The sequence below is a fragment of the Bradyrhizobium diazoefficiens genome (assembly GCF_016616235.1).
GTDB classification, from domain to species: domain Bacteria; phylum Pseudomonadota; class Alphaproteobacteria; order Rhizobiales; family Xanthobacteraceae; genus Bradyrhizobium; species Bradyrhizobium diazoefficiens_H.
Window position 1 is genome coordinate 967,119 of sequence record NZ_CP067100.1, and the last position, 25,583, is coordinate 992,701.

At 64.6% G+C, this 25,583-nt stretch carries 22 protein-coding genes; 17 read left to right on the plus strand and 5 right to left on the minus strand.

Annotation, left to right across the window (positions count from 1 at the left end):
- Positions 1–17: 17 nt before the first annotated feature.
- The 7 genes from JJB99_RS04540 (at position 18) to JJB99_RS04570 (ending at position 10,607) form a co-directional block, all read left to right on the plus strand.
- A complete protein-coding gene (locus tag JJB99_RS04540) occupies positions 18–902 on the plus strand; it encodes a dihydrodipicolinate synthase family protein (RefSeq protein WP_200497596.1) in 885 nt (294 codons plus the stop codon).
- Positions 903–1,105: 203 nt separating this feature from the next.
- Positions 1,106–3,448: a TonB-dependent siderophore receptor gene (locus JJB99_RS04545; RefSeq protein WP_200497597.1), complete on the plus strand. Its 2,343-nt coding sequence runs from the start codon at positions 1,106–1,108 to the stop codon at positions 3,446–3,448.
- Between the two features lie 2 nt (positions 3,449–3,450).
- Entirely contained in the window at positions 3,451–4,647 is a 1,197-nt protein-coding gene (locus tag JJB99_RS04550) for a PepSY-associated TM helix domain-containing protein (protein ID WP_200497598.1), read from the plus strand.
- A 155-nt stretch (positions 4,648–4,802) separates the two neighbouring features.
- Positions 4,803–6,092: a DUF1963 domain-containing protein gene (locus JJB99_RS04555; RefSeq protein WP_200497599.1), complete on the plus strand. Its 1,290-nt coding sequence runs from the start codon at positions 4,803–4,805 to the stop codon at positions 6,090–6,092.
- Between the two features lie 165 nt (positions 6,093–6,257).
- A complete protein-coding gene (locus tag JJB99_RS04560; RefSeq protein ID WP_200497600.1) occupies positions 6,258–7,490 on the plus strand; it encodes a rhodanese-like domain-containing protein in 1,233 nt (410 codons plus the stop codon).
- A 121-nt stretch (positions 7,491–7,611) separates the two neighbouring features.
- Positions 7,612–8,856 carry a phosphoglycerate dehydrogenase gene (serA, locus tag JJB99_RS04565; RefSeq protein ID WP_200497601.1) on the plus strand — a complete coding sequence of 415 codons (1,245 nt, stop codon included), beginning with the start codon at positions 7,612–7,614 and terminating at the stop codon, positions 8,854–8,856.
- Between the two features lie 92 nt (positions 8,857–8,948).
- A complete protein-coding gene (locus tag JJB99_RS04570) occupies positions 8,949–10,607 on the plus strand; it encodes a tannase/feruloyl esterase family alpha/beta hydrolase (protein ID WP_200497602.1) in 1,659 nt (552 codons plus the stop codon).
- A 36-nt stretch (positions 10,608–10,643) separates the two neighbouring features.
- On the opposite strand, the gene JJB99_RS04575 is transcribed toward JJB99_RS04570, so the two are convergent.
- On the minus strand, positions 10,644–12,362 hold the full coding sequence (locus tag JJB99_RS04575; RefSeq protein WP_246775143.1) for an ATP-dependent Clp protease adaptor ClpS: 1,719 nt from the start codon (positions 12,360–12,362) through the stop codon (positions 10,644–10,646).
- Between the two features lie 130 nt (positions 12,363–12,492).
- Between JJB99_RS04575 and JJB99_RS04580 the strand changes: the two genes are divergently transcribed.
- The 4 genes from JJB99_RS04580 (at position 12,493) to JJB99_RS04595 (ending at position 16,999) form a co-directional block, all read left to right on the plus strand.
- On the plus strand, positions 12,493–12,969 hold the full coding sequence (locus JJB99_RS04580; RefSeq protein ID WP_200500048.1) for a MarR family winged helix-turn-helix transcriptional regulator: 477 nt from the start codon (positions 12,493–12,495) through the stop codon (positions 12,967–12,969).
- Entirely contained in the window at positions 12,966–13,736 is a 771-nt protein-coding gene (locus JJB99_RS04585; protein WP_200497603.1) for an enoyl-CoA hydratase, read from the plus strand. The genes JJB99_RS04580 and JJB99_RS04585 overlap by 4 nt, the downstream gene beginning before the upstream one ends.
- A 121-nt stretch (positions 13,737–13,857) precedes the next feature.
- On the plus strand, positions 13,858–15,939 hold the full coding sequence (locus JJB99_RS04590; RefSeq protein ID WP_200497604.1) for a methyl-accepting chemotaxis protein: 2,082 nt from the start codon (positions 13,858–13,860) through the stop codon (positions 15,937–15,939).
- Between the two features lie 121 nt (positions 15,940–16,060).
- A complete protein-coding gene (locus tag JJB99_RS04595) occupies positions 16,061–16,999 on the plus strand; it encodes a dihydrodipicolinate synthase family protein (protein WP_200497605.1) in 939 nt (312 codons plus the stop codon).
- A gap of 136 nt (positions 17,000–17,135) precedes the next feature.
- On the opposite strand, the gene JJB99_RS04600 is transcribed toward JJB99_RS04595, so the two are convergent.
- Genes JJB99_RS04600 through JJB99_RS04610 form a run of 3 tightly spaced genes read right to left on the minus strand, consistent with a single transcriptional unit; the run spans position 17,136 to position 19,702 of the window.
- The gene (locus JJB99_RS04600; protein WP_200497606.1) at positions 17,136–17,834 is read right to left on the minus strand and encodes a DUF1045 domain-containing protein; all 699 of its coding nucleotides are present in this window, start codon (positions 17,832–17,834) and stop codon (positions 17,136–17,138) included.
- An 18-nt stretch (positions 17,835–17,852) separates the two neighbouring features.
- A complete protein-coding gene (locus JJB99_RS04605) occupies positions 17,853–19,046 on the minus strand; it encodes an alpha-D-ribose 1-methylphosphonate 5-triphosphate diphosphatase (protein WP_200497607.1) in 1,194 nt (397 codons plus the stop codon).
- Positions 19,043–19,702 carry a chloramphenicol acetyltransferase gene (locus tag JJB99_RS04610; protein WP_200497608.1) on the minus strand — a complete coding sequence of 220 codons (660 nt, stop codon included), beginning with the start codon at positions 19,700–19,702 and terminating at the stop codon, positions 19,043–19,045. Before JJB99_RS04610 ends, JJB99_RS04605 begins: the two co-directional genes overlap by 4 nt.
- Before the next feature lie 173 nt (positions 19,703–19,875).
- Here JJB99_RS04610 and phnC point away from each other — a divergent pair, with 173 nt between their 5' ends.
- From phnC to phnE (JJB99_RS04630), 4 genes are all read left to right on the plus strand, one after another.
- Positions 19,876–20,685 carry a phosphonate ABC transporter ATP-binding protein gene (gene phnC, locus JJB99_RS04615; RefSeq protein WP_200497609.1) on the plus strand — a complete coding sequence of 270 codons (810 nt, stop codon included), beginning with the start codon at positions 19,876–19,878 and terminating at the stop codon, positions 20,683–20,685.
- A 78-nt stretch (positions 20,686–20,763) separates the two neighbouring features.
- Positions 20,764–21,693 carry a phosphonate ABC transporter substrate-binding protein gene (gene phnD / locus JJB99_RS04620; RefSeq protein WP_200497610.1) on the plus strand — a complete coding sequence of 310 codons (930 nt, stop codon included), beginning with the start codon at positions 20,764–20,766 and terminating at the stop codon, positions 21,691–21,693.
- 71 nt (positions 21,694–21,764) lie between these two features.
- Positions 21,765–22,649, plus strand: a complete 885-nt coding sequence (gene phnE / locus JJB99_RS04625; RefSeq protein WP_200497611.1) for a phosphonate ABC transporter, permease protein PhnE — start codon at positions 21,765–21,767, stop codon at positions 22,647–22,649.
- Positions 22,646–23,491, plus strand: a complete 846-nt coding sequence (gene phnE / locus JJB99_RS04630) for a phosphonate ABC transporter, permease protein PhnE (RefSeq protein WP_200497612.1) — start codon at positions 22,646–22,648, stop codon at positions 23,489–23,491. The genes phnE (JJB99_RS04625) and phnE (JJB99_RS04630) overlap by 4 nt, the downstream gene beginning before the upstream one ends.
- 159 nt (positions 23,492–23,650) lie before the next feature.
- Here phnE (JJB99_RS04630) and phnF read toward each other — a convergent pair whose 3' ends face one another.
- Positions 23,651–24,382 (minus strand): phosphonate metabolism transcriptional regulator PhnF, encoded by a 732-nt coding sequence (gene phnF, locus JJB99_RS04635; protein ID WP_200497613.1) that lies wholly within the window; start codon positions 24,380–24,382, stop codon positions 23,651–23,653.
- Between the two features lie 120 nt (positions 24,383–24,502).
- On the opposite strand from phnF, the gene phnG reads away from it, so the two are divergent.
- Both phnG and phnH read left to right on the plus strand, forming a co-directional pair.
- Positions 24,503–24,967 carry a phosphonate C-P lyase system protein PhnG gene (gene phnG / locus JJB99_RS04640; RefSeq protein ID WP_200497614.1) on the plus strand — a complete coding sequence of 155 codons (465 nt, stop codon included), beginning with the start codon at positions 24,503–24,505 and terminating at the stop codon, positions 24,965–24,967.
- A gap of 4 nt (positions 24,968–24,971) precedes the next feature.
- Positions 24,972–25,580, plus strand: a complete 609-nt coding sequence (gene phnH / locus JJB99_RS04645) for a phosphonate C-P lyase system protein PhnH (RefSeq protein WP_200497615.1) — start codon at positions 24,972–24,974, stop codon at positions 25,578–25,580.
- The last annotated feature ends 3 nt before the right edge of the window (positions 25,581–25,583 follow it).

A 25,583-nucleotide genomic window follows, 5' to 3' on the forward strand; every position in this document is an offset into this window, starting at 1 on the left:
AACTGATGGGTGGTGACATGGCAGAGGCAATTCGCGGGTTCTGGGTGGCATCGGCGACGCCGCTGGCAGCAGACGGTCATGTCGACTCCGCCCGGCTCGCGGCTCATGCCAGGCAGCTCTTCGGCAAGGGCGTCGATGGCATCGTGCTGTTCGGTACCACCGGCGAGGGCACCTCGTTCAATGTCAGCGAACGCGTCGCAGCCGTCGAAGCCATGCTCAAGGCCGGCATTGCTGCGGAACGCATCGGCATCGGCGGCGGCTTTCCCGCGATCAGCGACAGCATCGCACTGACGCGCGCCGTGCTCGGCCTCGGCCTGCGCCACGTTCTGCTGTTGCCGCCCTATTTCGATCGCAGCGTCACGCCTGAGGGCGTCGAGGACGCATTCGCCGCGATCATCGACGGCGTCGCCGATGATCGCCTGCGCGCCTCGCTCTATCACATCCCACAGGTCTCCGGCGTCGCGGTCCCGACGACGGTCGCCGCGAATTTGCGCAAGCGCTATGGCAAGCTGGTCGCGGGCCTGAAAGACTCCAGCGGCGACTTCAAGCAGTTCCAGGCGTTCCGTGCCGCTGCTCCCGAATTAGCCATCACCGTCGGCAATGAGGCCGACATCGTCCGCGCAATCGCCGCCGGCGGCGCTGGCACCATCTGCGGCATGGCCAATATCGTGCCCGAGCTGGTCAAGGGCATGGTCGACGGCAAGGACGTCGAGGTGCGCATGCAAGCTGCGATCGACGTCGTCGTGAAGACGCCATCGTTCCTCGCAACGCTGAAGGCGATCCTCGCGGCACAGACCGGCGACGCAGCCTGGCTGCGCGTGCGTCCGCCGCTTCGCGCGCTGTCCGACGGCACCGCGTTCAAGCGGAAGCTCGACGAGTTGATCGCTCCCGCCATCGTGTGAGATCTGCATGAAGCCGCGACAACCTGTCGCGAATTCGCGCAGCGCGTGTCGCACTTCCTGCGAGATCAATCGGTGATTGACGTTCGGCGCTGCTTTGCGCTTAGAACGATTCAACACTAGAGCGATTCAAGGCCGGCTACGGTTCTCTTCGATCCCGCTGACTGTTACAGGCCCGCACTTCAACGTTCTTGACTTGAAGTGGAATGAAAGTGCGTGCTCTCGTGGATGGCCAGCGCGTCAGCGGCCATCGTCGTCGTGCCGGCAAGAGCCGTGCAGGTCTTCTCGTCGGTGCAGCCGTGCTGCTCGCCGAAGCTCCCTCCAGCACGGCGAGCGCGCAGGCGCAGTCGGCGCTACCGCCGGTGACGGTGGAAGCGCCAGTGCAGCGGCCGAAGCCGGCGCGGGCATCGGAGCAGTCTCCACGCCGTACGCAAACGGCGGCGCGCCGCCAGCCCAATCGCAATCCCGCGCCCGCAGCGCCGACGCTCTCGGAGCGCGCCGCGGCGGAAGCCGCCGCGCAACAGCCTGCAAAACTCGGCTATCGCGCGATGCCGAGCGCAACCACGCTGCGCAGCGGGGCTTCGCCGCTCGACACCTCGCAGTCCGTCAACGTCGTGCCCGCGCAGGTGTTGAAGGATCAACTCCCGCGCAACATCGACGATGCGCTCGCCAATATCTCGGGTATCACTCAAACCAATACGCTTGCGGGCACTCAGGATGCAGTGATCCGCCGCGGCTTTGGCGACAACCGTGACGGCTCGATCATGCGCAACGGCATGCCGCTGGTGCAGGGGCGCAGCCTCAATCCCGCGGTCGAGAGTGTAGAGGTGCTGAAGGGGCCGGCTTCGCTGCTCTACGGCATCATGGACCCCGGCGGTATCATCAACACCATCAGCAAGCGCCCGGAGCTCTACCAGCACGGTTCGGTGACGCTGCTCGGTTCGACCTATGCGAACAACCGCAGCGGCGCTGACGGCACGCTCGACGTCACCGGTCCAATCGGAGACCAGGGCCTAGCCTATCGCTTTGTCGGCTATGGCGTCAGCGAGGATTATTGGCGTAATTTCGGTCGCCACCGCGAGATGCTGGTGAATCCGTCGCTGGCTTGGTACGGCCAGGACACGACCGTCCAGCTCACCTATGAGCACCGCGAGTTCATTTATCCGTTCGATCGCGGCACGGCCTTCGTCAAGGGCGCACCGCTGGCGATCCCGAAGACGCGTCGGCTCGACGAGCCCTTCAACAACATGTGGGGCACCTCCGACCTGGTGCAGGCCTCGGTCGAGCAGAAGCTCGACGACAATTGGAAGGTCACGGCGGCCTACAGCTACAACACCGAGACCTTCAGCGCCAATCAGCTGCGCATTACAAACGTCAATGCCACCACCGGCGTCGAGACCCGCAGCAACGACGGCACCCGCAACTCGCTGAGCAACGCCAGTTACGGCACCTCTTACTTGCAGGGTGACGTTTGGGTGGGCGGCTTCCGCAACGAGATCCTGTTCGGCGGCGAAGCGTTGTACCGCACGATCGATCGCCACGACCTGATCCGCCAGGCGACCCCAAGCTTCAATTTCTACAACCCTGTGTACGGACTCATCACACCGGGCACGACGGTTTCGGCGGTCGACAGCGAGCAGACCGACAAGCTCGGCACGCGTGGCTTCTTCGCCCAGGACACGTTCCATGTGACCAACTGGCTGTCCGTGGTCGGCGGCGTGCGCTGGATGGAGTACGAGCAACTCGCCGGAAAAGGCCGGCCGAAGTTCATCACGAACACCAATCTGGCGGGCGACAAGGTGCTGCCGCTGGGCGGTGTCATCTTCAAGCTGAACGATCAGCTGTCGTATTACGTGAGCTATACGCAGTCGCTGAAGCCGACCTCGACCATTGCGGCGTTCTCCGGCGCTCCGGCCGGCTTCGTCGTCGACTCCACCATCGCGCCCGAAGAGGGAACACAGTGGGAGACCGGCCTGAAGTTCGACGTCAACACGCGTCTGTCGGGCACCTTGGCCGTCTACGATATCCAGAAGAAGAACGTGCTGGTAATAGATGACATCGGCGGTGGCAATAAGGCGGCGCGCACCTCAGGCGCCGCGCGGTCGCGCGGTGTCGAACTGGATGTCACTGGCAGGCTGACCGATGAATGGAGCATGATCGGTAGCTATGGCTATACCGACGCGCGCCTGATCAACGATCCCCTCGTCGGCAACGCCAAGCTGCTGAACGCCGCGATGAACACGGCCTCTCTCTATCTGGTCTATGATTTCGGCGATCGGCTGCCCGGACGTCTGCGGCTCGGCGGCGGCGCCCACTATGTCGGCGACCGTCCCGGCGATTCCGCCAATACGTTCTTCATGCCGGCCTACACCGTCGCTGACATCTTTGCGACCTACGAAACGAAGATCGACAATCTGCCGGTGACGTATCAGTTCAACGTCAAGAACCTGTTCGACAAGGTCTACTATACGTCCACCACCGGCAGCGCCTTGAACGTCGCGATCGGTGATGCGCGGCGCTTCTCGCTGGCGGCGACGGTGAAGTTCTAGCGATGGCGGCGCGGCTCGGGCATACCATCAAGGTCGCCCTGCTCCAGGTCCATTCCATCGCGGGCCTTGTGCTTGCGCTGCTGCTTGCCCTGATCGCACTGACCGGCGCGATCATGAGCTTCGAGGACGAGATCGTCGGTCATCTCAACGCCGGGTTCATGCAGGTCGCGCCGCGCGAGGTGCCGGCGCTGCTGCCGGACGAGTTGATCGCGCGGCTGAAGGCGGTGCAGGACATCGGCAAGGTCTCGGCCGTCACGCTGTCGAGTGATCCGACGGCGGCCGTGCGTGTCCGCTTCGGCCGAGATGAGCAGGGCGGGCGGGCGGCCTCGCTCTATGTCGACCCCTATGACGCGCGCGTGCTGGGCTCGCCACGCGGCGAAGAGTTTTTTGCAACCGTCCGCAGGCTGCATCGCTGGCTGCTCATTCCCGGCGATGCCAAGGGCTGGGGCCGTCAGATCACCGGCGTGGCCGCACTCGGTCTCATCGTCATGCTGGTCTCCGGCGTCGTGCTGCGCTGGCCACGTCGCGCCACGAGCGTGAAGATGTGGCTGAAGCCGAATCTGACGCTCGGCGGCCGCGGGCTGCATCGGTCGCTGCATGCGGTGATCGGCACATGGATTGTTCCGATCTACCTCGTGATGACACTGACCGGCCTCTGGTACTCGTTCGACTGGTACAAGGACGGTGTCGTCTGGCTGCTCTCGCGCCCGGAGGTCACTGCTGCGAAGATGCAGCCCAGGATGTCTGCAATAGCATCGCGTAGTGCCGCCAATTCCGAGCCGGCCCAGCCGATCGGATTCGACCAGGCATGGACGACGCTCCGACGCGAGGAGGGCGGGCGCTTCTCCAAAGCGCTGCTGACGCTGCCTGCCGGCCCCGGGACAATGATCCGGATTCGGTCGTGGCCGAAGGATTCGACGCTCGATACCACGCGCGACGAATTTCGCGTCGATGCGGTCACCGGTCAGGTGGTCGCCGCGGAGCGCTATGCCGACAAGACGTTCGGTGAGAAGATCATCGCCAACCTGCTCGACATCCATCACGGCGCCATTTTGGGTCGGCCCGGCAAGCTCGTCTTCATGATCGCCGCAGCGCTGATGCCGCTGTTTTCGGTCACCGGCATCCTGCTCTACCTCTCGCGCCGCAAGCTGCGGCAGCCGGCGCCGCCACCACTCGGGCGGCTCGTTCCGGGCGAGTGATCGCGAAGCCCGGCCGACGGCTTAGCCCTTACTGGACGGTCCCAAATAGTGATCACAATGCAACGTATGCCATGCGACCGACAAGAAACGCTTGTCGGAGATTTAGCAAAATGGTTCGATCCGATCGATGCACGCCTAAGTCGTAGAGGGGCTAAATGGGACGATCGGAACGTGACGAGCTTGAAGAGACAGCGGTGCCTGCAGTGCTTATCAGACGCAGCGATCTGCCTGTGCCGCTTGCCCATCCAGCGCGGAGTTTTTTCGGCGGACTTCCCAAGCTCCCACCGCAGTTCGAGTGGCCTACGGCGGAAGTCACGGCGAATGTAACGCCAGAGACAGTGGCGATCACCTTCGTTGCGCAGATCGACTTGGCCGAAGTGCCTGGCTCCGGCTGGTCGCCGCTTCCGAAGCGAGGTACGCTCTATTTCTTCTGCAGTTCGGTGTTCGTTGGCGAAGGGCGTCCACCTTGCCGCGTTCTCTATAGCCCTACCGACGGCAGTGCGTATCCCGACCGCGCGCCACCGCCAAATCTTATGCCGCTGGCAGGCTCTGACGGTGACGCCCAGGTCAGGTGGCTCGATCCGGCCCTCGACTTTCATTCCAAGGTCGAATTCAAGTACCCGCTTTCGTTCCAGCTGATCCGCGACTTCTACTTCCGCGAGGATGATGTGGGAGGTGAACTCATGATCGAAGAATTATGCAAGGCATTGGGTCCGGGTGAGCCGAAGGAAAGTGATCTGCTTCAGTTCCGGACGGCGGCTGAGTATGAGAAAGATGAGGATTGGCCCTTCAATTGGCTCCTGATCAATTATGTGGTTCGGTCGGTCTTGTCGCACGTCCTGCGCGATTTGAAGCTTGGGTATTACGGCGAGCCGCTTGCCGACGAAGCAATCGTGGAACTGAACCGCCTTCATGCACGTGCCATCGGATGGCTCGAGCGTTGCCGAGCATTGACCCCAATGGATGACGTCGATCCAGACACAAAGATGGCCTTCAGGTCATGGTGGCTCGACACCGTTCAGACCTATAAGAAGATGGACGGGCGAGTACGCACGTATACGAGCGCTCTCGCGGCGGATTTGGGCGATGCCATCAACCACACGATCCGTTGCATGGCGGCGCACGATGCTGATGCATGCGATGACGCCCCTCTCAGCTACGTTGCGAATCTCGAGCGACAAAATCGTTGGAAAACGCCGACGGCGGAAGATGGAAAACGTCGCCATTTCGACACGGCGCTTCATCAGATGCTCGGATATGGTAGCGGCCCGCAAGATGCGACCGAAGAGCATTTGGAGGACATATTGTTACTCCAAATCCAAGGTGAGCTTGCGTTTCTTGATTGGCACTCCGATATCGGATGCGTGCTTCATTTCTGGATCGACCGGGATGCTCTTGCCCGACTCGATTTTTCCCAGGTCGTCGCCACGTTGGAATGCGACTAGCGCAAAGCCAGCTGGGTGAGCTTGCGTCTGCGCAACACGGCCAGAACATAGCTCGTCCTCGATCGAGTCATGATCGACTGTCGCCTCGTCTTCGATTCTCGATAAAGCTAGCCAACACTCTCGCAATCGTTCAAAAGCTCTTGGCCGTATTCTCAAGGTCGTGCCATGAAGATCCCGACAGTCACTCCCGCCGATATCCGCCGCGCGTTGCTGCTGCGCGAAGAGATCGCGCTGCTCGACCTCAGGCATGAGGCCGGCTTCGCCACCGGGCATCCGCTGTTCGCCGCCAACATGGCCGCCGATCGGATTGAGGTCGAAGCCGAGGTCAGGCTGCCGCGCAAGAATGTGCAGATCGTGCTCTATGATGACGGTGAGGGACTTGTTGCAACCGGCGCCGAACGTCTTGCCGGGCTCGGCTATACCAATGTCAGTGCGCTCGATGGCGGGCTGAAGGCGTGGCGCGCGGCGGGCTATCAAATGTTCGAGGACGTCAATTCCTACGCCAAGGCGTTTGGCGAGCTGGTCGAGGCCCGCCGGCACACGCCGTCTCTCAGTGCAGATGAGGTCGCCAAGCTCATCGCCGACAAGGCCAACATCGCCATCCTCGACGTCCGCCGCTTCGACGAATATGCGACCATGAACATTCCGGGTTCGGTCAGCGTGCCCGGCGCGGAGCTGGTGCTGCGAGCGGGGCAGGCCGCACCGGATCCGGAGACCACCATCATCGTCAATTGCGCCGGCCGCACCCGCTCGATCATCGGCACCCAGTCGCTGATCAATGCGGGCCTGCCCAACAAGGTGCGGGCGCTGCGCAACGGAACGATCGGATGGACACTGGCGCGGCACACGCTCAACCACGGCGCCGACAAGCGTGGCGCGATCGGGCCGTTCGAGGGCGGTCCGGCCAATGCGCGCGACGTCGCCTATCGCGCCGGCGTTCGGCATGTTGGCGCGAACGAGATGGCTGCGCTGGTCGCGCAGACGGATCGTACGCTCTACCGCTTCGACGTACGCGACGCCGAGGAATACGAGGCCGGTCATCTGCCGGGCTTCCGCCACTATCCCGGCGGCCAGCTGGTCCAGGAGACCGACATGGCCGCACCGGTGCGCGGCGCGCGCATCGTCCTCACTGATGACAAGGGCGTGCGCGCCGACATGACGGCATCCTGGCTCGCGCAGATGGGTTGGGAGGTCTATGTGCTCGACGGCGGCTATGACGGCGCGCTCGAGATTGGCCCGCCGCGCGTGCTGCCCAAACCCGATCCGGCCCACCGCTACCGCCGGCCGTATGAGGGCACCGACGTCGCGCAAGCCGCGATGCAGGCCTATCTCGACTGGGAATATGGCCTCGTCGAGCAGCTGCGCCTTGACGGCACGCACGGGTTCTATGTGATCTGACGGGTCTGGTACACCAGCACATCTGCCACCCCGCCATCTTCTCCCCGTATCCAAACCCTATTGTGCTGCGTCTCGTCCGCGGTCTATGAGCTGCGGCAAAGCTGTGACTTACGGAGATTCCATGCCAGCCCCAGGCCAAAGCCCCGAGCGGAACGCGAAGGCGCTGCTGCTCGAAGGCGTCAACGACAGCGCGGTCGACCTGTTCAGGAGCGCCGGCTTCACCAATGTCGAGCGGCTGACCAAGGCGCTTGATGGCGACAACCTGCGGCAGGCGCTCAAGGGCGTGTCGCTGCTCGGCATCCGCTCGCGCACCCAGATCACCGATGACGTGCTCGCCGCCGCAGATGGGCTGCTCGCGGTCGGCTGCTTCAGCGTCGGCACCAACCAGGTCGATCTCCTGGCGGCGCGCAAGCGCGGTATTCCCGTGTTCAACGCACCGTTCTCCAACACCCGCAGCGTCGCCGAGCTCGTGATCGGCGAGATCGTGATGCTGCTGCGGCGCATCTTCCCGCGCTCGGTGTCGGCGCATGAGGGCGGCTGGGACAAATCGGCGACCGGTAGTCGCGAGGTACGCGGCCGCACCCTCGGCATCATCGGCTACGGCAATATCGGCTCGCAACTCTCGACCCTGGCCGAAGCCATGGGCATGCGCGTAATCTACTACGACCGCACCGACAAGCTGCGCCACGGCAACACCGAGCCGGTCGAGAAGCTCGAGGAGCTGCTGGCGGAGAGTGATGTCGTCAGCCTGCACGTGCCGGAGACGCCGGAAACATCAGGCATGATCGGTGAGAAGGAATTGCGGGCGATGAAGCCGGGCTCGTTCCTGATCAACAACAGCCGCGGTACCGTGGTCGATCTCGACGCGCTCGCGCGCGCTTTGCGTGACGGCCATCTCGCCGGCGCCGCGATCGATGTGTTTCCGGTCGAGCCGTCCTCGAACGCCGATCGCTTCAAGAGCCCGGTGCAGGGTCTCGAGAACGTCATCCTCACCCCGCATATCGGCGGTTCGACCGAGGAGGCGCAGGAGCGCATCGGCGGCGAGGTCGCGCGCAAGCTGGTCGACTATTTCATCACCGGCTCGACCATGGGCGCGGTGAATTTCCCGGAGGTGCAGCTGCATCTGCGTCCCGCCGGCGCGCGCTTCAGCCATGTCCATCGCAACGTGCCGGGCATGCTGCGGCGTCTGAACGAGGTGTTCCTCCAGCGCGACATCAATATCGCCGCGCAATACCTGGAGACCGCCGGCGACCTCGGCTATGTCGTGCTCGACGCCGATCTCGGCGGCCAGGATTCAGGCGCGCTGCTCGCGCAAATCCGCAGCCTCGAGGGCACGGTCGGCGCGCGGCTGGTGTTCGAGCATTAAGCGCGCTGCGCTGCCTACGCCGCCAGCCGGAGGTCGCCTTGAATGCGGCCTCCAGTCGGAACGAACGAGACCAGACAAAGCAGGAGGAAACGATGGTGCGCAAGGTCGTGAGACTGTGTGCGTGGCTTGTCGGTGCGGCTGCGCTGAGCGCGAGCGCCGGGTCGGCGGCGACGCTGGCAGAGGACGCGGACACCGTTTGCAAAGGTCTCGTCGGCGGCGGCGACGCGGCGAAGATCGATTCCGCAACATTGCTGGCGCCATCGCAACTGGCCGTCGCCGAGCGCGGACCGACGCCGTCGGGGCGCATCACGCCGGCCAATCCCGCCTTCTGCAAGGTGCTCGGTCATATCGATCCCGTTGATCCCAAGGCGCCGCCGATCAAATTCCAGGTCAACCTTCCGGTCGAATGGAACGGACGCTCGCTGCAATATGGCGGCGGCGGCTTCAATGGCGTGCTGATCACGGGACTTGCACTGCCGCCGGCCTATCCCTTCGACAAGCCGTCGCCGCTCGCCCGCGGCTTCGTGACCTACGGCACCGATTCCGGCCATGAGTCCAGGCCCGGCGAGCCGCCACAGCTGTTCGCGCTCAATGACGAGGCCTTCGAGAATTTCGCGCATCGGGCCTACAAGAAAGTGCGCGACGCCGCCGTTGCGCTGATGCAGCGCGCCTACGGCAAGAAGCCGGAAAAAATGTATTTCATGGGCTCGTCCGAAGGCGGCCGCGAAGGGCTGACCATGGCCCAGCGCTACCCGGACAATTTCGACGGCATCTTCGCCCGCGTCCCTGTCATCAACTGGGTCGGCTTGCAGCACGCCGGCACGCGCTCGGGCCTCGTGACCATGGGCGAAGGCTGGATCAATCCGGCGCAGGTGAAGCTCGTCGCGAACGCCGTGCGGGCGGCCTGCGACAAGGCCGACGGCTCCGACGACGCCGTGGTGCAGGACCCCGTCGTCTGCAAGGCGGCATTCAAGGTCGAGACGCTACGTTGCGCGGCGGGCCAGAGCGGTGATCAGTGTCTCACCGAGGCGCAGATCAAGGCCGTGAACACGCTGCACGCCACCTACACATTCCCGTTCGCGCTGGCCAATGGTCTCGACGATTATCCGGGCTGGGGCGTCTCGGGCGAGGACACGCCCGCGATCGGGCCGACCGGCGGCTGGGTCGCGTGGTGGCTCGGCACTGCGCCGCCGGCGCAGCCGCCGGTGCCCAGCAACGGCATCGCCTGGATCTACGGCGCTGGCGGCATCCAATATGTGTTCGCGCGCGATCCCAAGCTCGACGTCACCACCTACAAGGTGGAGGAGCATAAGGCGCGGCTGCTCGAGGTCTCCAGTCTGATGGACTCGACCGACCCCGATCTCAGCCGGTTTCGCGCCCGTGGCGGCCGGCTGATCATGCTCGAGCATATGGCCGATTACGCGCAGAGCCCCTATGCCGGCATCCGCTATTTCGAGAGCGTCGAGCGCAAGCTCGGCAGGGCCGAGACCGCAGAGTTCGCCCGGCTGTACACCGCACCCGGGGTCGATCATGTCGGCTCCGGCGCGCCGGCCAATGTCGACATGCTGAGCGCGCTGGTCGATTGGGTCGAGAACGGCAAGGCGCCCGGCGATTTGGAGGTTGCGGAACAGAAGGTCGAGGCGCCATCATTCGCGGTGACGCGCGCAATGCCGCTGTGCCGCTGGCCGGCCTGGCCGCATTACAAGTCAGGGCCAGTGACGGAGGCGGCGAGCTTTACCTGCGCGCCGTAACAGGTGAGCCCGGGCCGATCGCTGTGGTGGCGGGTGTCATCCGGCCGCCATAGCCTGCGCCCCGCCGAGCAGTTGCGCATTGAGCCGGCCGCCGGAGAACAGCATGTCGTCGAGCGCCTCGTCGATATCTGCGGAAATAACCGACTTGCCGCCGTCGGGCGCGAGGCTCGCCTGCGCCAGCCGCCGCATCAATTCCTTGATGAAGGCGCAACTCGTTCCTTCGCTGCGCCGCGCCGCCTCGGCGACGACGGTGTCCTCGATCGGCAGCCCCTTGCCGTAGAGCCGGACCAGCTTGCCGCGGCCGGCCTCGTCCGGGAGCGGCACTTCGATGGCTTGGTCGATACGACCGGGACGACCGGCGAGGGCGTCTTCGAGATCTTGCGGCCGGTTGGTGGTCAGGACGAACAGGATGTCCGCATCTTCCTTCAGCCCGTCCATTTCGTTGAGCAGCTTGTTCAGCATGGATTCTTCGCACGGTCCCATGTCGTCGCGGTCGCGGGCGATAAGATCGACGTCCTCGATCACCACCATCGAAGGCTGCAGCAACCGTGCGAGGCTCATATAGGCGCCGAGCAGGCCGATTTGCTCGGCGGTGATGATCAGCGTCGTGTGCCCGGGCAAATGGGTCGCGAGATAGCGGATGGTATGGGTCTTGCCTGTGCCGGGCGGGCCGTACAGCAAAATGCCTTTACGCGTCGACTGGCCAAGCCGGCGCAACTGATCGCGGGTGCCGACGAAAGTCAGCACGTTGCGATCGAGCAGCCGCAGGGTCTGCTCCGGCAAGATCACCTCGTCGCGTGCGACTGGCGGCAAGCGGTGCACGGTGATGCCGCGCGATCGGCCGCGATAATCGGAATCGGCATCGAGCGAGAGGATCTTGCCGCGATAGGTCCGCGCGGACTGCACGGCCTCCTCCAACTCACCGAAGCATTGCTGGACCAAAGCCGCGCCTGCGGAACCTGATGGCACCAGGATCTCGATCCGAATTCGCGGCTCGCGGCTGTACTCGCGATGCGCGCAGAGCAGGACCGCATAGCGAAGAGCATCCTGCTCGCACAGCCACAGTCCGTTATCCAGGCACTTGACCGGGCTCTTCTCGCCTATATCGACGTCGGAATATTGCAGCGGAGCAATCGCGAGCGCATAGCGCCCCTCCTTGAGGAGCCGCGAAATCGACAGCGTTTCATAGCGCTGCTCCTCGTTCAGCCCGAGCAGCCGGACAGCCTTGCCGAACAGCCTGTCGATCGCTGCCTGGACATCGACCCGCATGTGGCCGGGAAACTGGCGGATCGTGGTGACGAGCTTGCTGTGCGGAACGCCGTCGAAGTGCCAGTTGAGAACGTCGCAAGCAAAGTCGAAATCTTCTTCTTGTTCGCTCGAAGGCCCGTCCGCCGCACGGATGCATTCGCTGCACAGCCAGACCGTGCGGTCGCCGATCCTAACGTCCGTTTGTCCCTCAGACTTGCCACAGAGTTCGCAAGAAGTCTTGATCGCCTCGAGCGTGAGGTGCAGCCGGTGGCCGGCCAAGCCGATGGATTGTCGTGCGGATTTAAAAAGGGCTTCAGCGACGGATTGCGGGTAAGGCCCGCAAACCGCCTTTTCCTTTTGCTCGATTTGAGTGATCAGCGCGGCCGCTTCACGCTCCGATTTGCCGAAAACCTGGCGGAGCAGATCCATCACGAACTGGTCCGGCGTATCGTCGTCGTTATGAATTACGAGTTGGGTCGGCTGGCTCTCGCCACGCATACTATTCATCACGAAGATCTCCGGACAATCTATGATTGAATAGAACGAATAGAGAACATAAAGGCAAGCAGCCGTCAAGTGCGACGGCCGCTCAAAATTGGCGATCGACAAGCTGGACGTCTCAGGCTATCTATTTCGCATGCGAAATAAATCTGCCGCAGCGAAGCATCACCGGCTGATCTATCTGCTGAACGTCGCGCAACGCCGGCTGCAGCGCTGGATGGCGGCGCAGCCCGGAAGCGAAGTGACGCCGGCGCAGGCGGGGCTGCTGTTCATCCTCGGCAAGCAGGACGGCGTGCTGATGGGCGAGGCGGGTGCGGCGCTCGATCTCGGGCCGGCCGGCATTTCCGGCCTGGTCGATCGCACGGCGGCGGTCAAGCTGGTGGAGCGGCGGGCCGATTCCGAGGACGGCCGCGCCTTTCGCGTATGGCTGACGCCGAAGGGGCGGGCCGCGCTGATGCAGGCCAAGACCTCCGCCGCCGGCATCAACGCGGCGCTGACGGAGGGATTTACCAGCGCGGAGATCGACATCGTCGCGCGCTGGCTGACGAGCATCCGGGATAAATTCCGAGAGATTCGACGAGAGACCCAGAGGACTAACAGGAGAGAGTCATGACCGAGCATGTCCGGATCGAGAACAACGGCGGAATTCTCACCCTCACCTTGGCGCGCCCCGACAAGAAGAACGCGCTGACGGATGCGATGTACGGCAAGCTCGCCGACAGCATCGAATCCGCCGAGTTCAATCCCTCCGCCCGTGTGATCCTGATCCGCGGCGAGGGCGATATGTTCACTGCCGGCAACGATGTCGGCGAGTTCGCGGCGGTCGCCTCCGGCAAGTCGGATGGAAGTCGGAACGTCATACGCTTCATCCAGTCGCTGGCGCGGTGCACCCCGCCGCTGGTCGCCGCCGTGCAGGGCCGCGCCGTCGGCATCGGCACCACGATGCTGCTGCATTGCGATCTCGTCGTGCTCGCCGACAACGCGCAATTGTCGACGCCGTTCGTCAGCCTCGCGCTGGTGCCTGAGGCCGCCTCCAGCCTCCTGATGCCGGCGCGCATCGGCCATGCCCGGGCCTATGAAATGTTTGCACTCGGCGAGACCGTGCCGGCCAGGTCCGCGCTGGAATGGGGCCTCGCCAACCGCGTGGTGCCGCTCGACAAGCTCGATGCCGAGGCGCTCGCGCTCGCGCAGCGTCTTGCCCGTCAGCCCGCCGGCGCGCTTACCGCCACTAAGAAGCTGATGCGCAGCGGCGAGGCGCTGGTCGCGCAGATGAATGCGGAAAGCGAACAGTTCGCACAGCGTTTGCGCACCGCCGAAGCGCGCGAGGCGTTCACCGCATTTGCCGAGCGCCGTCCGCCTGATTTTACGAAGCTTGCGTGACATTCGTCGCCTGTCCGACGCTCGGCAATTCGGGAACTCCGGGCATTCGACTAAAACCTTAACGAAACGTTGGCATGTCGGGTGCAAGGTGGCCGCACGTGAAGCGCAGGCCTCCTGACCCATGTCCATGTTTAAGAAATCGGTAAGCTCGCTCCTCCTGACGTTGATGGCTTTGCTGGCGGCCGGCGCGCTCGCCTCGACGGCGATCCAGATGGTCGGGGCCTTCGGCCGTTACAGCGACAGTCTCGAGACGGCGCGGCTTGCCGCTGCCGACAAGGCAATTTTCCACGGCGTGCTGTCCTTGCGCAACAATCGCGGCGATGCCCAGAGCGCCATCCTCGGCGAGGACGATCCCAGGGCAAAGCTCGCCGAAGCCGAGAGGGCCGAGCAGGGCGGCTATGACGGCATCAGCGCCGCGCTCGCCACCATCGAGTTCGCCCGCCGCGACGAACTCGCCAGCACCCTGAAGCAGCGCTGGGGCGACGCCGCACCGCAATTCCAGCTGTTTTACGACGAAGCCAAGCGTCCGCGTGCCGAGCGCAAGATCGAGCGGACCAATTCCTGGTACGATGCCGTCACCAAGGTGATCGAAACGGCGAACCTCGCCTCGACCGCTGTGTCGAATCGCGCCTGGATGAACGATCCCTACATCGCCCGTATGATCCAGGTCCGCCGCTTCGCCTGGCAGGTGCGCGACCGTTATGGCATCCATTGTTCGATGCTGCGTTCGAACGTCAACAGCAGCAAGCCGCTCGACGATGCGCAGAAGCGATCGCTGGCGCAATGGGACGGCACCATCGCCTCCGGCTGGGCGGGCATGGCGGAGTTGCTGGCGGCGCCGGATGTGACGGCGGAACTGGTGACGGCAGCCTCGGACGCGAAGGCCAAGACCGATGCCGTCCTCAAGCAGATCGGCGATTTCACCAAAAACTTCGATGACAGCGGCAAGCCTGCGATGCCGGCGTCCGAATGGAACGCGCTGTGCCAGTCGCCGTTCCCGCTCATCGTCGGCGTCGCGACCAAGGCGCTGGATCAGTCGATCGCGCGCGCCGAGACCGTTCAGACCAAAGCGCTGACCAACCTCGTCGTGCAGTCGCTCGCATTCCTGCTCGCGCTCGCCGTGACCATGGCGGGCGTGTACGTCGTGCGCAATCGCCTGATGCGCCCGGTACGCGCCATTCTCGATGCCATCGCGCGCATCAGCGCCCGCGACTACGCGACACCGGTGCCGCAATCCCGCCATCCCGACGAGTTCGGCGCCATGGCCGCCGCGCTCGAAAGCCTGCGCGAGAGCGCGGCAACCGCCGAGCGCCTCGGCCAGGAGCGCGAATCGCAGCAGGCGCTTCAGCTCGCCCGTTCGGGCTCCGTCGATGCGGCCTGCCGCAGTTTTGACGATACCGTGCAGGCGGTCATCCAGAGCGTCGTGGCGTCGACGAAGGAGCTCGATGCCACCGCGACCGGCGTGCGCTCGCTGGTGTCGGAATCGAGCAGCCAGACCGCGGCGGTTTCTTCTGCCGCCGAGCAGGCCACCAACAATCTCGAAACCATTGCGGCTGCGACTGAAGAACTCTCCGCGTCCGTCGGCGAGATCTCCGCACAGGTGCAGTCGAGCGCCCGCGAAGCACGCGAGGCCGTCTCGCAGGCCGAGCGGACCAACGCCACGGTCGAGATCCTGGACCAGACCGCGAGCCGCATCGGCGAGGTCGTGAAAATGATCAACGCCATTGCCGGCCAGACCAATCTGCTGGCGCTCAACGCCACCATCGAGGCCGCGCGCGCCGGTGAAGCCGGCCGCGGCTTCGCCGTGGTCGCCGGCGAGGTCAAGAGCCTCGCGGCCCAGACGGCAACGGCGACGGAAGAGATCTCGCGTCAGGTCGAGGAGATCCAGGGTGCGACCGGCCAGGCGGTTGCCGCGATCCGCTCGATCGGAGGCGCCATCAGCGGCATCGACGAGAAGATGACGGCGATTGCCGCGGCGGTCGAGCAGCAGCGCGCGGCCACCACCGAGATCTCGCGCAACTTCCAGCAGGCCGCGCAGGGCACCCGCGAGGTCACCGACACCATCGGCAGCGTCGCCAGGCTGAACCAGGAGACCGGCAACGCCGGCACGGTGCTGTCGGAATCCGTGAAGCAGATGTCGGCCGACGCCGATCGTCTCCGCGTCGCCGTCGAGGGCTTCCTCGGCGCGGTGAAGACCGCCTAGCTTCGCTCGCTTCTCCCGTCAACGTCGCGCGGGCATTGCCGCCGGTCCGCGCGGCGGGTACATCTGTGCCGCCGCGCGAGCGCGGCACCAGACGCAAGGCACATCAGCGATGGAGAGTTCGATGCCGGTCACCCCACACAAGGCCCAGCGCCCCTATCGCGGCGTGTTCCCGGTCGCGCCCACCATCTTCGATGAGCGCGGCGAACTCGACCTCGAGGGCCAGCGCCGCTGCATCGATTTCATGATCGATGCCGGCTCGCACGGCCTCTGCATCCTCGCCAATTTCTCCGAGCAGTTCGTGCTCACCGACGCCGAGCGCGAGACCGTGATGCATGCGGTGCTGGAGCACGTCGCGGGCCGGGTTCCCGTCATCGTCACCACCACGCATTTCAGCTCCGCCGTCTGTGCGGCGCGCAGCAAGCAGGCCGAGGCTGCTGGTGCCGCCATGGTGATGGTGATGCCGCCCTATCACGGCGCGACTTTCCGGGTCCCTGAGAAGGGCATCGTCGAATTCTTCAAGGTGCTCTCCGGCGCGATCGACATCCCGATCATGATCCAGGATGCGCCGGTTGCGGGCACGCCGCTGTCGGTCGAATTGCTGGCGCGGCTGTCGCGCGAATACGCCAACATCCGCTATTTCAAGATCGAGGTGCCCGGTGCCGCGTCAAAGCTCCGTAGCCTGATTGAGGCGGGCGGCAAGGATATCGAAGGACCGTGGGACGGCGAGGAGGCGATCACGCTGATGGCCGATCTCGATGCCGGCGCCACCGGCGCGATGACCGGCGGCGGCTATCCCGACGGCATCCGCCAGATCATCGATCCCTATTTCGCCGGTGACCGCGAGAAAGCGAAGGCCGCCTATGAGCGCTGGCTGCCGCTGATCAATTACGAGAACCGCCAATGCGGCCTGATCGCCTGCAAGGTGATGATGCAGGCTGGCGGCGTGATCAAGTCGGAGGCCGTGCGGCATCCGCTGCAGCCGCTGCATCCGGCCACGCGCGCGGGATTGCTGGAGCTCGCCAGGGAGCGCGACGCCTTGGCGCTGCGGTGGGGGAAGTAGGGCGACATACTCGGCTGTCGTAGGATGGCAAAGCGAAGCGTGCCCACCAACTTGTTGCCGCCAGGAAGAGTGGTGGGCACGGCGCTTGCACGCCTTTGCCCACCCTTCGAAGGCTGAATGCGACGCGCGACTTCGGCTAACGAGCCAGCTTCCACTCGTCGATGATGCGAAAGCGCACCTTCGCGTCATCCTGCCTGAACAGCGCGATGCGATCGATCTCGAGCGTATCGACCTTCAGCGCCGCAAACCTGTCCCGCAGCATCTCCAGGATCGGCCCGCGGCGCTCCGCATCGAGCCGGCCTGTCAGCGTCATGTGGAAGCGGAATTCCTCCATGACGTAGGGATAGCCCCAGCGGTCGAGATAATCGCGCTGGCGCTCGCTCAGCTTGTCCGGCTTGCGCCGCGCGCGATCCTCTGCTGTCAGGGGTGGGCGGAAAGAATCGAATTCGCGAACGCAATCGGCAGCGAACTCTTGAAGCGCGTCGACCGGTTCGGCCGGAATCACAGCGATGAAGCCGCTGATGGAATCGACCACCGGGCGGATCGCCGGGATTGGCCGCGCCTTGGCTGCGAAGGCCGCGCAGGCGGCCATGAGCTCCGCTTCGCTCTTGCCGGACGCCAGCGCAATCGGCGCCTTCAGCGTGGCATGAAAGCCGTATTTGCGGGGATCGCCGGTGACGTCGCGCCAGTCCGGCGCGACGTGCAACGCATCCGCGGGAAAGGGCAGCTCGTGGCCGGTATAGGCATCGTAGCCCAGCAGCTCCGCGCCGAAGCGGGTGATGGCGCTATCGCTGCCTGCGGCAAAATAGATCGCGTAGCGGGGAAAGCCTGTCATCGCCTCAGCATAACCAATTCATGCCGCAACGACAGCCTCGCGCGGCGTCGTCGCCGCCGCGAGCAGGCGCGCCGCATCGGTGAGATGCACGAGCTTGCCGCCCGCGATCACCGCGACGAGCCGCGGCCGCAGCGCCACGGTGTCATCGACCAGCAGGATGTCGGCGCGGCGTCCTTCCGCGATGACGCCGCGATCGGTGAGGCCGGTCGCGCGCGCCGGTCCGGCGGAGATCAGGTTCCAAGCTTCGGTCAGCGGCAGCACGCCGTCGGCGGCGAGGCGGAACGCGGCCAGCAGCTGTGCGGGATAATAATAGTCCGAGGCGAGGACCGAGCAGAGCCCCTTGGCGATCATGTCGGACGCCCTGGTCCAGCCGGTGTGGCTGCCGCCGCGCACGACGTTGGGGGCGCCGAAGACGATGGGATCACCAGCAGCCGCGGCGGCGCGTGCCGTCTCCTCGTTGACCGGAAACTCCGCGATCAGCGCGCCGAACTCGCGATACTCCTGGCGCATCGCCGGTGTCGCATCGTCGTGCGAGAGCATCCGTACTTCGGCGGCACGGGCTGCAGCGGCGAGCCGCGAGACGGACGCGGGAACATCGGACGCGCGCGACACGACGTGTCCGACCAGCTCGTCAAAGTCCTCGCTCGACAGTCCGGTACGCTCCACCATGCGGTTGCGCTTGCGCGGATTGGAAATGTCGGCAACGACCCCGTCCATGTGATCGTTGAAGGCGAGCAAATCGACGCGGCCCTCCGCCAGCCACCGGGTCATCTCGGCCTCGGCGGCGAGATTGTAGGTCTCGTGCCTGAGGTGGAAGCGGGTGTCGGCGGCAAATTGCGGACGTTGCCGCTCGATGGCCTCCATCAGGTCGCGCGCATTGTCGGCGCTGCGCAGGCCCGGCTCCCACGAGCAGGTGGTGGCGTGAAACACGGTGGTGATGCCGTTGCTGATCGCCTGGCGGTCGCTGTCGGCGAGGGCAACGTCGATCGGAAAGTCGACGCCGGCGCGCGGCATCATCTGGCGCTCGAACGCATCGCCGTGCAGGTCGACGATGCCGGGCAGCACCAGAAGGTTGCGTGCATCGATCGCCAGCCGCGCACGGCCGCGCGAGGCATCGACCGCGACGATCTCAGTTCCGGCCAGGCTAAGTGAAGTTTCGACGAGATCGGAGCCGATCAGGGTCCGGCCGCCTTCAAGGAAAATGTCTGTCACGCGATTGCGCTCTTGTTGCTGCGGGGAGAGCTTGCCCGTGCTTCATATGTTGCGAGAAAATCTTCAATCCCGAGCTTGCGAAAATTTGGCAGCGCTTCACGCAATTTGTCGTGATCCCAGTCCCACCAGGCGAGCCTGGCGAGACGCCCGGCGATCTCTTCCGAAAACCGCCGCCGCACGATGCGCGCCGGATTGCCGGCAACGATGGCGTAGGCCGGTACATCCTTGGTGACGATGGCGCCGGCCGCGATCACCGCGCCGGTGCCGATGTTGCGTCCCGGCAGCACGATCGCGCCATGGCCGATCCAGACGTCGTGACCGATGTGGACGTGATGCTGGCGCCGCCAGTCGAAGAATTCCTCGTCATCGCTTTCGCCCGGGAAATAGGCGCTGGAGCGATAGGTGAAATGCGCCTGGGTCGCGCGATGCATCGGGTGATTGCCGGGATTGATCCGCGTCATCGCCGCGATCGAGCAGAACTTTCCGATGGTGGTGTAGGTGATCTGCGCGTCGTTCACGACGTAGGAGTAATCGCCCATTGCGACTTCATGCAGGATGGTGCGTGCGCCGACTTCGGTATAGGCGCCGAGCCTGGTCTCGTGCAGCGTTGCGGAAGCATCGATGGTCGGTTGATCCGAGAGCGTCTTGCCGGCCATGTGACATCCGTGATGCTAAGGCGGGCACTCCTCTTCGAGTGGCTCGATGACAATGTCATGACGCTGGGATGACAGGGGACGAGATGTGTAGCATCGCCGCACGGCAATCTGTGTGTCACACAAGTGTCAAGCGCCGGCGTTAGCGGTGGCAGCCAGCTACTCTGGAGCCCTGCATGCTGGTGGTAGAAGGTCTGACGTGCCGCTTCGGCGCAAAAGCCGCGGTGGACGACGCTTCGTTTCAAATTTCCCCCGGCGGTTTCGTCGGGGTGATCGGGCGCTCCGGCGCCGGCAAGTCGACCCTGCTGCGGACCATCAATCGTCTCGTGATCCCGACGCAGGGCCGCATCCTGTTCGACGGCCTCGATGTGACCGCGCTGCGCGGGAAGGATCTGCGGCAGTGGCGGGCCCGTTCGGCCATGATCTTCCAGCAGTTCAACCTGGTCGGCCGCCTCGATGTTCTCACCAACGTGCTGATGGGCCGTCTTGCCACCATGCCGGCTTGGCGCTCGCTGTCGCAGATCTGGCCCGAGCAGGACAAGGCGCTGGCAATGTCGGCGCTCGAACAGTTCGACATCGCCTCGCTCGCCGCCCAGCGCGCCGACCAGCTCTCCGGCGGCCAGCAGCAGCGCGTCGCAATCGCCCGCGCCCTGGTGCAGCAGCCAGACATCATCCTCGCCGACGAGCCGATCGCCTCGCTCGATCCGCGCAACACCAAAATCGTGATGGATGCGCTGCTGCGCATCAACAAGCATTTCGGCATCACCGTGCTCTGCAACCTGCATTCGCTCGACCTGGCGCGCAGCTATTGCGACCGCCTCATCGGCATGGCGCAGGGGCGCGTGGTGTTCGACGGCGTGCCGTCCGAGCTGACCGATCACGTCGCGCGCGAGCTCTACGATCTCGAAGCCGCCGATGTCATGGGCGGCGCATCCACACCGGCGCCCGAGGGCGTTCCGGCGCTTGGAACGGCTGCGGCGGCCTGAGCCGCGCCAGCTGTTTAGTTGCAAGACCTCAGTTTCAAGTTTTTTGCGTCCACCGACCCAACCGATGAAGAGGGTATCATGATCACTCGCAGATTAGTTCTTGCTGGCGCCGCCGCGCTGACCTTTGCCGGATCCGCTTCCGCCGAAGACTGGAAGTCGAAATATCCGGAGATCACCTTCGCGGTGATTCCGGCCGAGAACGGCTCCGGGGTCACCGAACGCTACGGACCTTTCATGAACTATCTGTCCAAGGAACTCGGCGTCAAGGTCACGCTCCGCGTCGCCAATGACTACGCCGCCGTCATCGAGGGCCAGCGCGCCGGCAATATTCACATCGGCTATTACGGTCCGGCATCGTTCTCGCGCGCCCGTCTGACCGGCGTGAAGACCGATGCCTTCGTGATCGACGTTAATGCCGACGGCTCCAAGGGCTACTATTCGGTCTTCTACGTGCTGGCTAAGTCGCCCTACCAGAAGATCGAAGACCTGAAGGGCAAGAATCTCGGCCTGGTCGATCCGAACTCGACTTCGGGCAACAACATGCCCCGGTTCAAGCTGAACGCTATGGGCATCGACCCCGACGCCTACTTCTCCAAGGTCGTCTTCACGGGCAGCCACGAGAACGCGGTGCTGGCGCTGGCCCAGGGCACCGTCGATGTCGCCGCCAATTGGTGGAACGCCGACGACGATTCCAACCTGACCCGCATGCTCAACAAGGGCATGGTGAAGTCGGCCGACGGCACCGTAATGAAGAAGGAAGACTTCCGCATCATCGTGAAGTCCGATCTCATCATCAATTCGCCCTACGCCTATCTTAGCGATCTGCCCGAGGACATGAAGGCCGCGATCAAGAAGGCCTTCCTCGAAGCGGCGCAGAAGGACCCCGAGGCGTTCAAGAAGCTCTCCGACGGCAAGAACAAGCCGTGGGAGCCGATCGCCAACGACGACTACAACAAGACCATCGAGCTGATTAAGTTCGTCGACGCTCTGCGTAAGAAGGCGTCCTGATTTCGTCGGGACGACGCACCTCGAGCCGGGTCGATGGACCCGGCTCTTTTCTTGGTGGATCCATATCCTCGATGACGATTGCGGTTGCGATCCTTCCCGAGCAGCAGCTTGCCGCCCTGAACGCCGCCTACCGCAAGGCGGTCGCGCGCAAGCGTCTGCGGCTGCTGGCGGGTCTGGCTTTGTTCGTTGCCGCGCTGATCGTGGCCGCGATCGGCGCGGAAGTGAACCTGCGCACCTTCTTCACCTATTTCGGCAATTTCGTCAGCTATTTCGACCGCATCCTCACCCTCGACAACGGCCAGCGCGTCTGGACCAATTTCGGCGAATGGTTCTGGGGCTGGCACAAATGGTTGAAGTTGCTCGGTGAGACGCTGCTGATCAGCTATGTCGGCACCCTGACCGGGGCTGTGTTCGCCTTCGCACTCAACTTCTTCGCCGCGGAAAACACCTCGCCCGCAGCCTGGCTGCGTTTCACCGTGCGGCGCCTGCTCGAATTCGCCCGTACCGTACCCGGCATCGTGTTCGCGCTGATCTTCGTCATCGCGTTCGGTCTCGGGCCGATGGCCGGCGTGCTCGCGATCGCGATTCACTCCACCGGCGCGCTCGGCAAGCTGTTTTCGGAGATCGTCGAGAACGCCGACATGAAGCCGGTCGAGGGCATCCGCTCGACCGGCGCGAGCTGGCTCGCCTGCATGCGCTTCGCCATTCTGCCGCAGGTGACTGCCGGCTATGCCAGCTACGCGCTGCTGCGCTTCGAGATCAACGTCCGTGAGGCCTCCGTAATGGGCTTTGTCGGCGCCGGCGGCATCGGCCAGGAGCTCGTCGTCGCGATCCGCAAGTTCTACTACTCCGACGTCAGCGCCATCCTGGTCACGATCATCCTCACCGTCTTCATCATCGACATCACCACCGGCTGGCTGCGCGCCCGTCTGTTCGGCAAGGAGGCGCGGACGTGACGAAGCCGCAGCAGGTCGATACCGCGCAGATTCGCGCGCGCTATCCCGATGTGTTCCATCGACCGGCCTCGGCGCGGCTCGCGACGCCGGCGACGATCGTCGCAGCCGGTGCGATCTTCGCCTATGGCCTCGTCGATCTCGACTTCTCGCCGTCGCGCTTCGTCGCGGGTCTCAGTCAGCTCGGCTGGATCAGCATGATGATGATCCCGCCTGACCCCGGCACATCGCTGCCGATCTATCTGAAGGCGCTGGGTGAAACCCTGTCGATCGCGCTGCTGGGCACCACATTGGCTGCCATATTTGCGCTGCCGGTCAGCCTGCTCGCCGCACGCAATATCGTCCCGAACCTGTTCCGCTTTCCGGTGCGGCGCTTCCTGGATTGCATTCGCGGCGTCGACACCCTGATCTGGGCGCTGGTGTGGATCAACGTGGTCGGGCTCGGCCCGTTCGCCGGCGTGCTCGCCATCGCAGTGTCGGATTTCGGCGCGTTTGGAAAACTGTTTTCGGAGGCGATCGAGGGCGCCGACCAGAAGCAGGTCGAAGGCGTCCGCGCCTCCGGCGGCAGTGCGCTGCACGAGATCCGCTTCGGCCTGTTGCCGCAGGTGCTGCCGGTGATCGCAGGGCAAGTGCTCTATTTCATCGAATCCAACACGCGTTCGGCCACGATCATCGGCATCGTCGGCGCCGGCGGCATCGGCCTCCAGCTCGCCGAGCAGATCCGCGTCCTGGAATGGCAGAAGGTGTCGTTCCTGATCCTGATGATCCTGGTCGCCGTCGCCGCGATCGATTTCATCTCAGGCAAGCTGCGGTTCGCGATCATCGGAAGGCGAGCGGTGGCCTAAGTCCTTTGCCTCTCCCCGCCTGCGGGGAGAGGCCGGAATTCGCGCGTAGCGCGGATTCCGGGTGAGGGGACTCTCCGCGAGTCCAACTCTCACCGTGATTGCGGAAGCAGCCCCTCACCCCAACCCTCTCCCCGTAAGAACGGGAAGGGGGAACAGGCCTCACCCGTTCTCCACCAGGAACTCCACCCGCTCGGCCGCAAACCGCGAATGCTTGGTCACCAGCGGCTTGCCGTCGAGATCGTGATCGGTGGCGTCGACCACGAGGATCGGTCGTCCGAGCGGAAGGTCAAGCCGCGCCGCATCGGTCGCGTCGATGATGCCGGCGGTGATCCGGGTCGCGCCGCGGCGATAGTCGCGGACGCCGAAGTGCCCGAGCAACTTCGTCATCGAGCGCGTCGCGGCGAACACCTCGCCGGCACCGGGAAACAGCTCGGCGGACAGCCAAGTCGTGGAGACGCAGATCGGCGTGCTGTCGGCAAGCCGGATCGCCTCGATCCGCACCAGCGGCGCACCCGGCTTCAGGCCGAGCTCCCGCGCCACCTCGCGCGTTGCGACGTCATCGGACGCCTCGATCAGCCGGCCATGCGGCTCGCGGCCGTCGGCGCCGACGATCTCGGAGAAGCGCGTGCGCGAGCGCAGCGGATAGGCGAGCTTCTGCGTCTCGACATAGGTTCCGCTGCCGCGCTCGGCACGCACCAGGCCGCGCTCGGCAAGCGCCGCCAGCGCACGCCGCACGGTGTGGCGGTTCACGCGATAGGTTTCGGCAATCTCCATCTCGCCCGGCAACTTGTCGCCGGCCGCAAAGCGGCCGTCGGCGATGCCGCGTTCGATGCCGTCGGCAACGAGGCGCCACAGCGCGACGCCCGAGGAGGCGGTGTCCTGCATGCTCATATCGCGGAAAAGCCTACTCCAGAAATCACACGTTTGTCACGAAACGGTCATGGCGCTTCCGTATCAAGTTGTCTATTATCATAGACAACTTGGACTCGGCAAGTTCGCTCGGAAGGCTCGGTGGATCAGGTGACCCAGCACAACAACCAGCAAGCCCAGCGCCAAGCCGCGATGGCCGTGCTGGCGCATGCGGAGGCGGCCGAGATTGCCGCCCGTCTCAGCGCTATCGCCTTGCCGGGTCATCAGGATCTGCGTGCGCCGGAGAACGGCCTCGTCATGCTGCGCGGCCGGGTCGGCGGCGACGGCGCACCGTTCAATCTCGGCGAAGCGACCGTGTCGCGCGCCGCGGTGCGGCTTGCGAGCGGCGAGGTCGGCTTCGGCTACACGCTTGGGCGCGATAGTGAGAAGGCGCGGCTGATCGCGCTGTGCGATGCCCTGATGCAGTCGCCGAATTTCGGCGCCGCCGTCGAGCGCGACGTTATCGCGCCGTTGCGTGAGCAGCTTATGGTCGAGCGCAAGCAGGTCGCGGCCGAGACCGCCGCGACGAAGGTTGATTTCTACACCATGGTGCGCGGTGAGGGGTGAGACCATGACCACGATTGCGGAACTGCCGCCGGGGTTCGTCGACAAGGTGCTGTCGGCGCAATCGACCTTTCGCTCGGTGATGGACGCGATGGCGCGGCCGGGCTCGGTCCAGCGCATCGTGCCGATGGCGGGCGCGCCCGGCATGATGATGCGCGGCACCGCCGCGATCGCGCTGACGCTGTTCGACCACGACACGCCGCTCTGGCTCGATGCGCGGATGTCGGAGAGCTCGGACGTGACGAAATGGCTGAAGTTCCACACCGGCGCGCCGGTGATCCAGGATGCCTCGATCGCGAGCTTCGCGCTGATCAGTGACGGCATCCTGCTGCCGGCGCTCGAGCGCTTCGCGCTCGGCACCAATGAATATCCGGATCGTTCGACCACGGTGATCATCCAGGTCGACAGCCTCGACACTGGGCGCGGCTTCGAGCTGCGCGGCCCCGGCATCGACGGTGTCGCGACGCTCCAGGCGTCGATCAAACCTTTCGACCTGTTCGAGCGCCTGAGGTTCAACGAAACGCTGTTTCCGCGCGGCATCGATGTGGTGCTGGTCGCCGATGACGCCGTGGTTGCGATCTCGCGCACGACGCGTGTCGCGAACAAGGGAAGCTGAAGC